We start from the raw sequence: 14,466 nt of genomic DNA on the forward strand, positions 1-14,466 counted from the left end.
CAATGGCGCGCGACAGGAGTCAGAGGACATGCAGACCAAGCTGGACGAAACCAAGGCCGAGCGGCTGGAACAGGCAGCGCGGGTCGGTGAGAACAGCCAGAAGGGGAAACTGCCGGGGCAGGGCCTCGACAAAGAGGCGATGACCGCGTTCCTCCAGCGGTACTACCTGCACAGCGCGCCGGAAGACCTGGTCGACCGTGATCCGGACGACATCTTCGGTGCCGCGCTGTCCCACTACCGGCTCGCCGAGGTACGCCCGCAGGGCACCGCGAACGTACGGGTGTTCACCCCGAGCGTCGAGGAGAACGGCTGGCAGTGCAGCCACACCGTCGTCGAGGTGGTCACCGACGACATGCCCTTCCTGGTGGACTCGGTGACCAACGCGCTGACGCAGGCCAACCGGGCGATCCATGTGGTGGTCCACCCGCAGTTCACCGTGCGCCGGGACGTCACGGGCAAGCTGCAGGAGGTCATGGCCACCGTCCCCGAGGGCGCGGACGGCATGCTGCCGCACGACGTGCTGGTCGAGTCCTGGATCCATGTCGAGATCGACCGGGAGACCGACCGGGCCGACATCAAGGAGATCACCGCCGACCTGCGCCGGGTGCTGTCCGACGTGCGGGAGTCCGTCGAGGACTGGGCGAAGATGCGGCAGGCCGCGCAGTCCATCGCCGACGAGCTGGCAGCCGCCCCGCCGCCGCTGCCCGAGCAGGAGACCGGCGAGGCGCTCGAACTGCTGCGCTGGCTCGACGGCGACCACTTCACCTATCTCGGCTACCGCGAGTACGAGCTGACCACCGAGACCGCCGAGGACGGCAGCCCGGAGGACGTACTGGTCGCCGTGCCCGGCACCGGGCTGGGCATCCTGCGCTCCGACCCCCAGCACCCGCACAGCGACTCCACCCACCCGGGGCACCCCAACTCCCCGTCGTTCAGCCGGCTGCCCAGCGACGCGCGGGCCAAGGCCAGGGAGCACAAGCTGCTCATCCTGACCAAGGCCAACAGCCGCTCCACCGTCCACCGGCCGTCCTATCTGGACTACGTCGGGGTGAAGAAGTTCGACGCCGATGGCAACGTCGTCGGGGAGCGGCGCTTCCTGGGCCTGTTCTCGTCGGCCGCCTACACCGAGTCGGTGCGCCGGGTGCCGGTGGTCCGCCGCAAGGTCGAGGAGGTGCTCGAGGGCGCCGGCTTCTCCGCCGACAGCCATGACGGCCGGGACCTGCTGCAGATCCTGGAGACCTACCCCCGCGACGAGCTGTTCCAGACCCCGGTCGACGAGCTGCGGTCCATCGCCACCAGCGTGCTGTACCTCCAGGAGCGGCGCAAACTGCGGCTGTTCCTGCGGCAGGACGAATACGGCCGCTACTTCTCCGCGCTGGTGTATCTGCCGCGGGACCGCTACACGACCGCCGTGCGGCTGCGGCTGACCAGCATCCTCCAGGAGGAACTGGGCGGCCACAGCGTCGACTTCACCGCGTGGAACACCGAATCGGTGCTGTCCAGACTGCACTTCGTGATCCGCATCGACCCCGGCGGCTCGCTGCGGGAGCTGGACGACGCCGACGTCGAGCGCATCGAGAGCCGGCTGTCGGACGCCACCCGCTCGTGGGCCGACGGCTTCGCCGAGGCGCTGACCGCGGAATGCGGCGAGGAGCGCTCCGCCGAGCTGGTGCGCCGCTACGGGCAGGCCTTCCCCGACGGCTACCGCGCCGACTTCCCGCCACGGGTGGCGGTCGCCGACCTCCAGCACTTCGAGGAGCTGGGCGCGGACGACTTCACCCTCAGCCTGTACGAGCCGGTCGGCGCCGCACCCGAGGAGCGGCGGTTCAAGATCTACCGCACCGGGGCGCCGGTGTCGCTGTCCGCGGTGCTGCCGGTGCTGCAGCGGCTCGGCGTCGAGGTGGTGGACGAACGGCCCTACGAGCTGCACCGCTCCGACCGCTCAAGGGTCTGGGTCTACGACTTCGGCCTGCGGCTCGACCCGGCACTCGGCGACCTCGGCGACGACGCCCGGGAGCGGTTCCAGGAGGCCTTCGCCGCCACCTGGACCGACCGGGCGGAGAACGACGGCTTCAACTCCCTGGTGCTGCGGGCGGGCCTCGACTGGCGGCAGGCGATGGTGCTGCGCGCGTACGCCAAGTACCTGCGGCAGGCGGGGTCCACCTTCAGCCAGGACTACATGGAGGACACCCTCAGGACGAACGTCCACACCACCCGGCTGCTGGTCAACCTCTTCCAGGCCCGGCTCTCGCCCGACCACCAGCGGGCCGGCAGCGAGCTGACCGACGGCATCCTGGAGGAGCTGGACGGCGCCCTGGACCAGGTCGCCAGCCTGGACGAGGACCGCATCCTGCGGTCCTTCCTCAGCCTGATCAAGGCCACCCTGCGCACCAACTACTTCCAGCGCGCCCAGGACGGGCAGCCGCACCGCTACCTGTCGATGAAGTTCGACCCGCAGGCCATCCCCGAGCTGCCCGCGCCCCGGCCGGCGTACGAGATCTGGGTGTATTCGCCGCGGGTCGAGGGCGTGCACCTGCGGTTCGGCAAGGTCGCCCGCGGCGGCCTGCGCTGGTCGGACCGGCGGGAGGACTTCCGCACCGAAGTGCTCGGCCTGGTCAAGGCGCAGATGGTGAAGAACACCGTGATCGTGCCGGTCGGCGCCAAGGGCGGCTTCGTCGGCAAGCGGCTGCCCGACCCGGCCGCCGACCGCGACGCCTGGCTCGCCGAGGGCATCGACTGCTACAAGACCTTCATCTCCGGGCTGCTCGACATCACCGACAACCTGGTGGCCGGCGAGGTCGTCCCGCCACGTGACGTGGTCAGGCACGACGGGGACGACACGTACCTGGTGGTCGCCGCCGACAAGGGCACCGCGTCGTTCTCCGACATCGCCAACGAGGTCGCCGTCTCGTACGGCTTCTGGCTCGGTGACGCCTTCGCCTCCGGCGGCTCGGTCGGCTACGACCACAAGAAGATGGCCATCACCTCCTCCGGCGCCTGGGAGTCGGTGAAGCGGCACTTCCGCGAGATGGGCCACAACACCCAGGAGGAGGACTTCACCGTCGTCGGCATCGGCGACATGTCCGGTGACGTCTTCGGCAACGGGATGCTGCTGTCCGAGCACATCAAGCTGGTGGCCGCCTTCGACCACCGGCACATCTTCCTCGACCCCAAGCCGGACCCGGCGGCCTCCTACGCCGAGCGGCGGCGGCTGTTCGAGATGGCGCGCAGCAGCTGGGCCGACTACGACACCTCGGTGATCTCGCAGGGCGGCGGCGTCTACCCCAGGACGGCGAAGTCGATCCCGGTCAACGCGCAGGTGCGCGCGGCGCTGGGCATCGCGCCGGGAGCGGTCAAGATCACCCCGGCCGAGCTGATGAAGGCCATCCTGCAGGCCCCGGTCGACCTGCTGTGGAACGGCGGCATCGGCACCTACGTCAAGGCGTCCACCGAGACCAACCTGGACGTCGGCGACAAGGCCAACGACGCGATCCGCATCGACGGCTCGCAGCTGCGGGCCAAGGTGGTCGGTGAGGGCGGCAACCTGGGCTTCACCCAGCTGGGCCGGATCGAGTTCGCCCGCTCCGGCGGCCCGGAGGGCGAGGGCGGCCACATCAACACCGACGCGATCGACAACAGCGCCGGGGTGGACGCCTCCGACCACGAGGTCAACATCAAGATCCTGCTCAACAGCGTGGTGGCCGAAGGCGATCTGACGGTCAAGCAGCGCAACAGCCTACTGGCCGAGATGACCCACGAGGTCGGCGATCTCGTGCTGCGCAACAACTACGCGCAGAATGTCGCGCTCGGCAACAGCATGGCGCAGTCCAACAGCCTGCTGCACGCCCACCAGCGCTTCATCCGCCGGCTGGTGCGCGACGGGCACCTGGACCGGGCGCTGGAGTTCCTGCCCACCGACCGGCAGATCCGCGAGCGGCTCAGCGCGGGGCAGGGCCTCAGCCAGCCGGAGATGGCGGTGATCCTCGCCTACGCCAAGATCACCACGGCCGAGGAGCTCATCCACACCGGGCTGCCCGACGACCCGTATCTGCGCCGGCTGCTGCACGCGTACTTCCCCCGGCCCCTGCGGGAGCGGTTCGCGCCGCAGATCAACGCCCACGCGCTGCACCGCGAGATCGTCACCACCGTGCTGGTCAACGACACGATCAACACCGGCGGCACGACCTTCCTGCACCGCTTCAGGGAGGAGATCGGCGCGACCACCGAGGAGATCGTCAGGGCGCACACCGCGGCCCGCGCGATCTTCGGGCTCGGCGCGATCTGGGACGAGGTCGAGTCGCTGGACAACACGGTCGACGCGGCCGTGCAGACCCGGGTCCGGCTGCACTCGCGGCGGCTGGTCGAGCGCGCCACCCGCTGGCTGCTCAACAACCGGCTGCAGCCGCTGCAGATCGCCGAGACCATCGACGACTTCGCCGACGGTGTGGCCGTGGTGTGGGCGCAGCTGCCGAAGCTGCTGCGGGGCGCGGACCTGGAGTGGTACGAGTCGCTGCACGACGAGCTGATCACCGGCGGGGTGCCCGAGGACCTGGCCGTCCGGGTCGCCGGATTCTCCTCCGCCTTCCCGGCGTTGGACATCGTGGAGGTCGCCCACCGCAGCGGCAAGGAGCCGCTGGACGTGGCCGAGATCTACTTCGACCTCGCCGACCGGCTGCAGATCACCCAGCTGCTCGACCGGATCATCCTGCTGCCGCGCGCCGACCGCTGGCAGTCGATGGCCAGGGCCGCGATCCGCGAGGACCTCTTCGCGGCGCACGCGGCGCTGACCGCCGACGTGCTGGCGGCCGGCGACGACCTCGCCACACCGGAGCAGCGCTACCACGCCTGGGAGGAGCAGAATGCCGGCCTGATCGGGCGGGCGCGGACGACGCTGGAGGAGATCCAGGGGGCCGAGGAGTTCGACCTGGCGAGCCTGTCGGTGGCGATGCGGACGTTCAGGACGCTGCTGCGCACCCACCGCTGAGCGCGGTCCGCACCGGCAGCCGGGCGGGTGGCACGCGAGGTGCCGCCCGCCCGGCGCCCGGGGAGGTCAGGACGTGCCGCCGCCCGGGATCGTCCAGAGGGTGAGGGAGCCGGTGTAGACGGGGGTCTTGTAGAAGTTCTCGGTCGGCTGGGTCGTGGTGATCGTCCACATCGCGAGGTGGCCTTCCGAGGTCACCGTGCAGAGCCGGTCGCCGACTCGGAGCAGGGCGTCGGAGCCGACCAGGTCCTTGGCGCCGACCTGGGTCGGCAGCGGGGCGGACTCGGCGGCGGCTTTGCAGTCCGCAGGCTCGTCGCTGGGGGACTTGCCCGCGGGGGTGTCGAAGGTCAGGAAGTCGTCGCCGTAGCTGAATTCGACCTGGCTGCCTTCGAGCGAGTGCTGCGGGTCGACCTTCGGCTGGTCCAGGTCCACGTCGGGGCCGGGGTCCAGGCTGTTGGGCGGCCGGACGGTGAGCGGGTGGTCCTGGAAGAGCACCGTGTAGTCGCCCGGGTCGGCGCCGGATGTGCCGGAGGCCGTGGTGGTGCCGGTCGGCGGATTCGAGGCGGTGTGCTGCTGGACCGGTGCCTGCGAGACGGAGCTTGAGGGGCCGCCCGAGGAGGCGCCCTTCGCGGAGGCGTCGTCGTTGCTGTGCTGGGTGACGGCGTAGGTCAGCGCCACCGCCAGCACCAGGGCGAGGAGGCCGCCGCCTGCGAACAGCGCCTTCCGCGCCCGGCCGCCCGGCCGGCCACCGCCCGGGGCAGGCGGGGGAGTCGCGGCGGGCGCGGGGTGCGGCGAGGTGCCGGGCGGCGGCTGCCACGACGTGGGTCCGGCCGGATAGGCGGACGTCAGCGGCGCGGCCCCGTGACCCTGGCCCGGGTGCGGCGGGGCCGCCCCGAAGACCCCGGCCGGTGCGGCCGGCGGGACCTCGGGCACGGTCACCGGCAGGCCGGGGGTGCCGGAGGCCGGCGGGACCGGCGGCTTCGGCGGGACGGGGGCGGCGGCCCGGCCGGCGTTCGGCGCGGACTCGGGCTCCGGGGGCAGCGTGGCCGCCGCCTCGCGCCGTACGATCTCGGCGGCCAGCGGTTCCGGCAGCCAGCCCGCGACGTCCCGCAGCGGGCGGCCGGCCGCGCGGGCGCAGGACTCGGCCAGTTCCTCCGGCGAGGGGCGGGCGTCGGGGTCGGCGGTGAGGCAGCGTTCCAGCAGTTCGCGCAGCGGCTCGGGATACGGGCTGAGGTCCGGCGGACGTATCGCGGTGTTGGCGATCTGCGCGGCCAGCGTGATCGCGCCCGCCTCACCGTACGGGTGCCGCCCGGTGGCGGCGACCGCCGCGATCAGGCCGAGCGAGAAGATGTCGGTGGCCGGGGTGAGGGTGAGCCCGTTGGCGTGCTCGGGCGACATGAACTGGGGGGTGCCGATCAGCCCGCCGCTGCGGGTCAGCGCGGTGGAGTCGGCGGCCCGGGCGATGCCGAAGTCGATGACCGAGGGGCCGCCGGCGCCGAGCAGGATGTTGCTCGGCTTGAGGTCGCGGTGGATCACGCCCGCCGCGTGCACCGCCCGCAGCGCCTCCGCCGCACAGCCCGTCAGCTGGAACACGCTCGGCAGCGGCAGCGCTCCGTAGCGGGCCAGAGCCTCGTCGAGCGGGAGCCCGGGGACGTAGGCGGTGGCCAGCCAGGGCTGGTTGCCGGTCGTGTCGTGGTCCAGGACCGACACCACGTAGTAGCCCTGCACGCGGCGGGCGGCCTGCACCTCCTGCTGGAAGCGGCGGCGGAATTCCTCGTCCTGGGCGTACTCGCGCCGGATCACCTTCAGGGCGAGCGGCTGGCCGCCACGGGTGTGGCTGAGGTACACGCTGCCCATGCCGCCCTCGCCGATCCTGGCGCGGAGCCGGTAGCCGGCGACCTCGCGAGGATCCTGCGGCTGGAGCGGGGTCAGCGGGCGGGACATGTGTTCTTGGCCGGCGATTTCGGGCACCCCCCGGGTAGTCGAAAAGCTGATTGATGCTACCGGCAAGGGGAGTTGGGAATCGGCCTTCCGCGGCCACGGGTGCCTGGCGGCGCGGGACGGTGCCACGTGCGGTGACGGTCGCTGGTGGCGGGGCATTGGCGGGCTGGTCGCGCGGCTTCGCCTGGGGGTACCGCCACGCCCCTGATTCCCCGCGCCCTGAAGCCGGTAGGGCGTCAGGAGGTCAGGTGGAAGAGGCGCTCGCCCGTGCGGGGGGAAGTGGCGGCCAGGGTGGCCGGGGAAGGGGGGAGGCCCGACGGGGGGAGGAGGAGCCAGACGGCGTCGTAGCGGTGGGCGATGGCGGTGCGGCGGGGGACAGGGGTGGAGGGCGAGAAGTACGCGGTGGTGTCGGACCAGCGGCGGGCGCGGTCGGTGGCGGGGGTGGAGGGGTCGGGCCAGGTGGGGGCCACCAGGTAGAGGCCGTAGGCGGGGAGGACGTGTATCGGGACGGACGCGTCCGTCAGGACGACCGCCCCGGCCGGGACGCGGTCGGCGACCCAGCGGTAGTCGGGCCAGCGGGCCGGGTGCGGGGTCGCGACGGGGAGCCAGCGCTGCGGGATCACCGAGCCGATCTGCGCGGCCAGCGCCAGGCACAGCGCCACCGCGGCGACCGGTGCCAGGAAGGCGCGCAGCCGGGTCCACGGCGGCGCCGCGGCCAGCTCGACGGCCAGGGCGAACTGCAGCGGCACCAGCAGGAGGGCGAAGACCCGCCCGTAGGTGTAGTGGCCGCTGAGCCAGCCGTACGCGGCGACGGCGCTGTCGGCGGCGAACATCATGACCAGCGGGTCGCGCAGCCGGCGCCGGGCCCGCCACGCCAGTGCGGGCAGGCCGGCCAGGGCGAGGCCGTACCACTGCCAGGGGTGGATGTAGAGGCGGCGGTGGACCTGGTCGACCGTGGTGTCGCCGGCCAGCGCGAAGACGTCGAAGTACGGCCAGGTCAGGGCCACCGCGACGGCCGCGACGCCGGCCACCGCCCACAGCCCGGCCACCTGCCGGGACCAGCCGCGCTGCCGCCCGGCGACGGTCGCGGCGATGCCGACGGTGGCCGCCAGCGCGGTGATCGGGTGGATGAGCAGCAGCACGCCGGCCGAGGCGCCGAGCCCGGCGTACGACCAGGCGGTGCCGCCGCGCCGGGCCAGCCGGTCGGTCCAGGCCCACAGCAGGAAGGCGAGGCCCACCGCGAAGGCGCTCGGATAGGACGCCCCCCGGGTCAGCGACCACACCCCGCAAAAGCCGCTCCACTCCTTGCCCCGCACGCCCCACAGCAGGGTGAAGGCCAGCAGCGCGTAGACCGGTGCGGCCCGCCGGGTGCTGAGCGTCCTGGCGTAGGCGCCGACGCCGGCGACCAGCACCGCCAGGTTCAGCGGGCCGCACCAGCGCACCACCTGCCATCCGGCGGCGCCGGTCAGCCGGGCGGCGAGGCCGAGCGTGACGATGTAGGGGGAGTAGTACGGGCTGTCGGTGCCGGGCTCCTTGAGCAGCGGGTTGTCCGGGTGCCAGGGGTTCTCCTTCACCCGCTGCACCGCGGAGGCGTGCTGGCCGAAGTCGGAGGCGATGGGGGTGTGCCAGGCGACGATCGCGAGCAGCAGCCAGAAGCCGGTGCCGACGACCGCGTACGGCGTGGGCCGCCAGGCCAGGGCGCGGCTGAGGCTGCCCGGCGCGACCCGCGCCTCCCCGGTCACGCGGCGGCGCCGGAGCGGGGCGGCGCCGAGCGGGCGGTGCGGCGGGCGGGCCGGCGGGACGGCTCGGAGCCCGGCGGGCGGTCGGCCGGGTGGGCCGCGGTCAGCAGCGGCACCGCGAGGAAGCCCAGCAGGACCGGCGCGGCGATGTAGCGGAACAGGCCGGCCGGGGTGGCGATCAGCACCGCGACCTGGAGCCCCGCGGTGGTCGCCGCCAGGGCGAGCGCGGCCCGCAGCGGGCGGCGCCGCACCAGCCGCACCACGATCAGGTACGTGGCCCAGCACCACAGCGAGCCGGTCCACAGCAACCAGGTCAGCTCGGGCGCGCGGGCCACGGTGTACGCCCACACGCCCGCGTGGTGCAGCGAGGCGGACGGCGGGTCGGCGCGCAGCGCGGGCAGGAAGCGGCTGTGCTCCATCGGCCCGCCGGGCCGGGAGTAGCCGAAGCGGTCGGCGGGGATGACCGGCGGCTGCACGAAGATGTCGGTGGTGGTGTGGGGCAGCGCCCAGGCGATCCTGCCCCGGCACAGGTGGGCCGACAGCATCAGGTCGGGCCGGCTGGACAGGACGTGCCCCCAGACGCCGAGCAGCTTGCCGTTGAGTCTCTCCGCGGCCGGGCGGTTGAAGGGCGCGGCCATCAGCGGGTCGACCCAGGCGCAGTTCGAGCCGCCGGAGGACCAGTGCGTGAGCGGCGCGACCTGCCGCATCACCGCGAGGTCGGAGCCGCGGAAGGAGTGCGGGGCGCGGTGGTAGGCGACGGCGATGTCGGCGTAGTTGAAGGCGTAGTAGGAGCTGGTGCCCGGCTGCTGGATGCCGATCGCCGGGTAGGCGCCGAAGTTCAGCGCGAGGGCCAGGACGGCCGGGGTGAGGGTGGCGGCGGCGATCCTGCGCCATTGGCGCGGCATCGCGACCAGCAGCACCACGCCCGCGGTCACCAGGGCCGGGTAGGAGTTGTTGCGGAAGACCGACAGGCCGAGCATCCCGGCGGCCAGCAGCCACCAGTGCAGGACCGGGCGCTGCCGGGCGGCCAGGTGGGCGCAGGCGCCGAAGGCCAGGACGGCGGCGATGGCGTAGGCGCTGTCCTTCCACACGAAGACGCCGAAGGTGCCGGTCGAAGGGACGAGCACGACGGCCAGCGGCGCGGCCGCCGCCCACCGGCCGCGCACCCCGAGCGTGCGCAGCCCGTGGCACACGTAGCCGAGTGACGCGGCGAGGGCGACGGTCTGCAGGAAGGTGAGGGCCGCGAGTCCGCCGGTGATCTGCAGCGACAGCCACACCAGGACGTCGTAGACGACCGCGTGGTCGCTGCGCCAGTGGCCGGTGGTGACCTGCCAGACGTAGGTGATCGAGTCGAAGCTCATCAGCCCGGGGTAGAAGGCCAGCCACCACGCCAGCAGTACGGCTTCGCAGAGCAGGCCCACCATGAGCGGCAGCCTGGCCGGCTCGGGCACCCGGTCCGCGGCGCGGCGCAGCGCGGCGAACGGGGGGAGGGAACGGGCACCGCTGAAGCGGCCGATGGTCGTCACCACATTCCAACGCGACCCGCCCGCGAAGGTTTCGCCCCGCCTCGCGGACGGCCCCCGCGGCCACCCGTTCGGCGGACGGCAGGCCCGGCGCGCGCAGCGGGCACACGAGCGGACCCGACCGGTGGCGGGCACGGGAAAGGCGGACGTGTGCCCGAGAACCGCGTCCGACGAGCGCGGGCGCTCCCAGGAGCGGGCCGGGGCGCCGCCGGCCCGCGCCCCATATCCCGTTCTTATGAGCAGTCGCGCAGCGCCGGGAAGGCCGCGGCCAACGCCTGGCGCCAGTCGCGGATCGGCTCGATGCCCGCCGCGGCCCAGCCGTCATGGCCCAGCACGCTCCCGGCGGGCCGGGGCGCGGCGTGCGGCACCCCAGCGGTCGGGACCCGGCGCACCCGGCCGGGGTCGGCGCCGATCAGTCGGAAGACCTCGCGGGCCAGCTCGTACCGGCTGGCCGCGCCCGCACTGGTGCCGTGGTAGATCCCGGCGGGGGCGTCGCCCGCGCCGAGCGCGACCAGCCGCTCCGCGAGGTCCGCCGTCCAGGTCGGCTGGCCGCACCGGTCGCCGACCACGTCGACCGTGTCGCGCTCCCGCTCCAGGCGGATCATCGTACGGACGAAATTCGGCCCGCCCGCCCCGTACAGCCATCCGGTGCGCACCACGTACCCGTCGCCCGGCAGCAGGTCGAGCACCGCGTGCTCCCCGGCGAGCTTGGTCCGTCCGTAGGCGGTACGCGGCAGCGGGCGGTCGCTCTCGCGGTACGGGGCCGCCGCGTCGCCGGCGAAGACGTGGTCGGTGGACACGTGCAGCAGCCGGGCGCCGTGCTTCGCGGACAGCACCGCGAGATGGCGCGGGCCCTCGCCGTTGACCCGCAGGGCGGCCGGCTCCGCCGTCTCGGCGGCGTCCACGTCCGTCCAGGCCGCGCAGTTGACGACGACGGTCGGCCGGTGGTCGTCGAAGACCTCGCGGACCGCGTCCTCGTCGGTGATGTCCAGCGCCCGCCGGTCCACCCCGACGGCCGCCTCGCCGCCCTCGGCGAGCCGCAGCAGCAGATCGCGGGCCAGCATCCCGCCGGCCCCGGTCACCAGCCAGGTCATCGCGGACCCACCACCGCGGCCGCCGCGGACCGCAGCGGCTTCCACCGGTACCGGTCCTCGGTCGCGGCCGGGCGCACCGCGAAGTGCACTTGCGGGGCACGGTCCGACCGCTCGCGCCGGTCCATCGGACACCGCAGGTCGTGGTCCCTGCGGTCGGGCCCCTGCCGGACCAGGGCCCGGCCGGCGCCGCGGATGGCCGGGCGCCGGCGGGTGCCGAGGGCGCGGGCCAGGGCGAGGGCCGTCACGACTGCTTTCCGGGGGTGGTCTCCGGCGCGGTCGAGACCAGGACGAACTCGTTGTGCCGGAAGAGCCGTCCCGCGACCCGCGGCAGCGGGAAGGAGTAGGCCCGGCGCACGTCGAGCCCGGCGGCCCGCGCCTCCTCGGTCAGCTCGGCGAAGCCGACGAAGCGCACGTGCGTGGCGTCGCTGGCGAAGCCCGCCTCCTGCGGGGTGATCAGCACCGCCCGGCCGCCGGGCCGCACGTACGGCAGGTACGTCGCCAGCAGCGACGACGCCCTCGCCGCGTCCAGGTGCTCCAGGACGTGCGCGCACAGCAGGCTGTCGAACGAGCCCGGTACGCAGCCGGTCGCGACGAACTCCTCCGGGGTGTACGCGGTCAGGCCGCGCGCGCGGGCCGCCGCGACCGAGTGCTCGTTGTGGTCCACGCCGACGCTGCCCGGGGCGCAGTGCCGCAGATTCCGGCCCACCCCGCAGCCGACGTCCAGCACCCTGCCCAGCCGCAGCCGGCGCAGATTCCAGCGGTAGGGCGCCTGGGTGGGCAGCAGCCGCCGGGCCAGCAGCCGGGCGGTGTAGTCGGGGGTGGCGGTGTCGGCCATCGGGTCGCCTTTCGCGGATGGGTGGTGTCCGAGCGTGTGGATGAGACCTGCGGGGGAGTTCAGTGGCGGCTGCGGTCCGGGAGCCGAGCGCTCACAGGGCGGCCCGGCCGTCGAAGGTGATACGGGGCCAGAGCAGCCCCGTCCCCCCGTCCCCCCGTCACCCGCCGCCCTCCGCGGCCCGTGCACCGCCGCGCCGCCCCGCGGCCGGCCCGGCGCCCGCGGCCGACTCCGTCGGCGGTGCGGGCGGCGGCATCCGGCCCGGGGAGAAGGCGTGGCAGAGGAGCGGCGCCGCGGCCCGGGGGGCCGAGGGGAGGAGGGTCAGGGCGTGGAGGCGGGAGGACCAGTGGCGGTGGGCGGCGCGGGCGGCGCGGGGCCAGCCGTGGCGGGTGAGGCGGGTGGCGGTGGTGAGGAAGAAGTCGCGGGCCTCGGTGAAGCGGGCGCCGCTCACCGCCTCGGTGGCGGAGGCGCTGACCCGGTGGCGGCGGTAGCGGAAGCAGACCTCCGGGTCGGTGGCGAGCACGGCGCCGTCCAGGAGCAGGTCGACGACGACCGCGAGGTCCTGGATGACGCCGAGGTCGGCCCGGAAGGGGTGGCGGCGCAGCGCGTCGGTGCGCCAGCACAGGGAGGGGAAGTAGAGCCAGTTGCCGCGCAGCAGGCTGACCGCCAGGTCCTCGCCGCCGAGCAGGGCGGGCGCCGTGCGGATGCCGGCCGGGGCGTAGAGGTGCCGCTTCGCGGTGTCGACCAGACTTCGGCGCGGCCGCCCCGCCGCGTCCACGACCTGCACCCCGGGCTGCACCATCGCCGCCTGCGGTGCCCGCCGCAGCGCCCGGCGCACGGTCCGCAGATAGCCGGGCAGCATCAGGTCGTCGCAACCCATGAGGACGACGTGCGGTGCCCGTGCCAGCTGCACGCAGCGGTTGAAATTGCCGGTCACACCGAGACTGCGCGCGTTGCGCAGGTAGCTCACCCGGGGGTCGCCGAGCCCGGCGAACCACTCGGGCACCCCCGGCTCGCACCCGTCGTCGACCACCGTCAGGTGCCAGTCCTCGCCGTCCTGCGCCTGCACGCTGCGTACCGCGGCCCGCAGCAGCGGCACGTCGCCGTAGTACGGGATCATCACGTCGACGGCACGCGCGCTCACCTGGCGGCCCCCGCGGGCTCGGGCACCCGGGCGGCGGGCTCGGCGCGCTGCGGCGCGGGGACCCGGCGGGTCAGGGCGAGCAGCAGCACCAGCGCGGTCCTGGCCAGGTAGACCAGCGCCCGGGCGGGCGACTGGCTGGGCACCCCGGTGGTGCGCGGCCGCATGGCCACCGGCACCTGCCGCACCCGGTAGCCGCAGCGCAGGGCGCCGACCATGCTCTCGACGGTGTCGCCCAGGTACTCGGCCGGATACCAGCGGGCGAAGAAGGCGATCATGTCGCGGTTGCAGGCCCGCAAGCCGGAGGTCGCGTCGGTCAGCCGGGTGCCGGCCATCCCGGACAGCACCAGCGACAGCAGCCGCATCGACCAGCGGCGCGGGCCGCGCACCCGGTAGTCGCCCACGCCCGCGAACCGGGCGCCGACGACCAGGTCGGCGGTCTCCAGTGCGGCCAGCAGCGCGGGCACGTACCCGGGGTCGTGCTGGCCGTCGGCGTCGACCTGCACGGCGGTGTCGTAGCCCTGGTCCAGGGCGTAGCGGTAGCCGGTGCGCATGGCGCCGCCCACCCCGAGGTTGTACGGCAGCCGGGCCACCCGGGCGCCGGCCGCGCGGGCGGTCTGCGCGGTGCGGTCGGTGGAGCCGTCGTCCACCACCAGGACGTCGGCGGCCGGGACCGCGGCCCGCAGCTCGGCCAGCACCGCCGACAGGCCCTCGGCCTCGTTCCAGGCGGGCACGATGACCAGGATCCGCCGCGCCGCCGCACCCGCGTCCGGCGTCATACGGAGCCGCCCCGCATACGGCAGCCCGACGGCCGGTCCTGCTCCTCCAGAGCCGTCCTGATCAGGGCGATCTCCTCGGCGAGCGTCCTGGTCTCCTCCTCCAGGCGGCTGGACTCCCAGCTCAGGTGCAGGCACACCAGGAGAAGCAGCACGATCCCGGCGAAGAGCACCAGGCTGGCGCCCGACACGATGCCGAGGCCGCGCGCCAGCGAGTCCAGCATCTGCGGGAACAGCCCGAGCGGCACCACCGCGGAGCCCACCGCCAGCCACAGCGCCGCGTACTTCTCCCGCAGCTGGTGCCGGCGCAGCAGCTCCAGAATGCAGGCCAGCAGGGCCAGTCCGGTGAGCGAGGTGATCACGGACAGGTGCACGGTGGGGGCCTCCTGGGGTCCTGCGGGGATTGCGGGTCGTCGTCGCGGGCCGAATGCGGCCGGCC

Annotated in this window: 10 protein-coding genes; 1 reads left to right on the forward strand and 9 read right to left on the reverse strand. The window is 74.0% G+C overall.

Features of this window, described 5'->3' with window-relative positions; translation table 11 throughout:
* Positions 1-28: 28 nt before the first annotated feature.
* The gene (locus BUE44_RS03315; protein WP_073493515.1) at positions 29-4,984 is read left to right on the forward strand and encodes an NAD-glutamate dehydrogenase; all 4,956 of its coding nucleotides are present in this window, start codon (positions 29-31) and stop codon (positions 4,982-4,984) included.
* 66 nt (positions 4,985-5,050) lie between these two features.
* Here the strand turns inward: BUE44_RS03315 and BUE44_RS03320 are convergent, their stop codons facing one another.
* From BUE44_RS03320 to BUE44_RS03360, 9 genes are all read right to left on the reverse strand, one after another.
* Positions 5,051-6,925 carry a serine/threonine-protein kinase gene (locus tag BUE44_RS03320; RefSeq protein ID WP_079189455.1) on the reverse strand — a complete coding sequence of 625 codons (1,875 nt, stop codon included), beginning with the start codon at positions 6,923-6,925 and terminating at the stop codon, positions 5,051-5,053.
* Positions 6,926-7,158: 233 nt separating this feature from the next.
* The gene (locus BUE44_RS03325; RefSeq protein WP_073493517.1) at positions 7,159-8,664 is read right to left on the reverse strand and encodes a hypothetical protein; all 1,506 of its coding nucleotides are present in this window, start codon (positions 8,662-8,664) and stop codon (positions 7,159-7,161) included.
* Entirely contained in the window at positions 8,661-10,187 is a 1,527-nt protein-coding gene (locus BUE44_RS03330; RefSeq protein ID WP_143172465.1) for a hypothetical protein, read from the reverse strand. The genes BUE44_RS03325 and BUE44_RS03330 overlap by 4 nt, the downstream gene beginning before the upstream one ends.
* Before the next feature lie 230 nt (positions 10,188-10,417).
* The gene (rfbD, locus tag BUE44_RS03335; protein WP_073493521.1) at positions 10,418-11,278 is read right to left on the reverse strand and encodes a dTDP-4-dehydrorhamnose reductase; all 861 of its coding nucleotides are present in this window, start codon (positions 11,276-11,278) and stop codon (positions 10,418-10,420) included.
* Positions 11,275-11,523: a hypothetical protein gene (locus BUE44_RS03340; protein ID WP_073493523.1), complete on the reverse strand. Its 249-nt coding sequence runs from the start codon at positions 11,521-11,523 to the stop codon at positions 11,275-11,277. Before BUE44_RS03340 ends, rfbD begins: the two co-directional genes overlap by 4 nt.
* Entirely contained in the window at positions 11,520-12,113 is a 594-nt protein-coding gene (locus BUE44_RS03345) for a class I SAM-dependent methyltransferase (RefSeq protein ID WP_073493525.1), read from the reverse strand. Before BUE44_RS03345 ends, BUE44_RS03340 begins: the two co-directional genes overlap by 4 nt.
* 157 nt (positions 12,114-12,270) lie before the next feature.
* On the reverse strand, positions 12,271-13,254 hold the full coding sequence (locus BUE44_RS03350; RefSeq protein ID WP_073493527.1) for a glycosyltransferase family 2 protein: 984 nt from the start codon (positions 13,252-13,254) through the stop codon (positions 12,271-12,273).
* A complete protein-coding gene (locus tag BUE44_RS03355; protein ID WP_073493529.1) occupies positions 13,251-14,030 on the reverse strand; it encodes a glycosyltransferase family 2 protein in 780 nt (259 codons plus the stop codon). The genes BUE44_RS03350 and BUE44_RS03355 overlap by 4 nt, the downstream gene beginning before the upstream one ends.
* On the reverse strand, positions 14,027-14,401 hold the full coding sequence (locus BUE44_RS03360; protein ID WP_073493531.1) for a DUF2304 domain-containing protein: 375 nt from the start codon (positions 14,399-14,401) through the stop codon (positions 14,027-14,029). The genes BUE44_RS03355 and BUE44_RS03360 overlap by 4 nt, the downstream gene beginning before the upstream one ends.
* Positions 14,402-14,466: the final 65 nt, after the last annotated feature.

The sequence above is a fragment of the Actinacidiphila paucisporea genome (assembly GCF_900142575.1).
Lineage (GTDB): Bacteria > Actinomycetota > Actinomycetes > Streptomycetales > Streptomycetaceae > Actinacidiphila > Actinacidiphila paucisporea.

Bases quoted from the DNA above. Each gene is read 5' to 3' on its own strand.
- BUE44_RS03315 (WP_073493515.1), top strand. From the start codon at position 29: ATGCAGACCAAGCTGGACGAAACCAAGGCCGAGCGGCTGGAACAGGCA.
- BUE44_RS03320 (WP_079189455.1), bottom strand. From the start codon at position 6,925: ATGTCCCGCCCGCTGACCCCGCTCCAGCCGCAGGATCCTCGCGAGGTC.
- rfbD (WP_073493521.1), bottom strand. From the start codon at position 11,278: ATGACCTGGCTGGTGACCGGGGCCGGCGGGATGCTGGCCCGCGATCTG.
- BUE44_RS03345 (WP_073493525.1), bottom strand. From the start codon at position 12,113: ATGGCCGACACCGCCACCCCCGACTACACCGCCCGGCTGCTGGCCCGG.
- BUE44_RS03355 (WP_073493529.1), bottom strand. From the start codon at position 14,030: ATGACGCCGGACGCGGGTGCGGCGGCGCGGCGGATCCTGGTCATCGTG.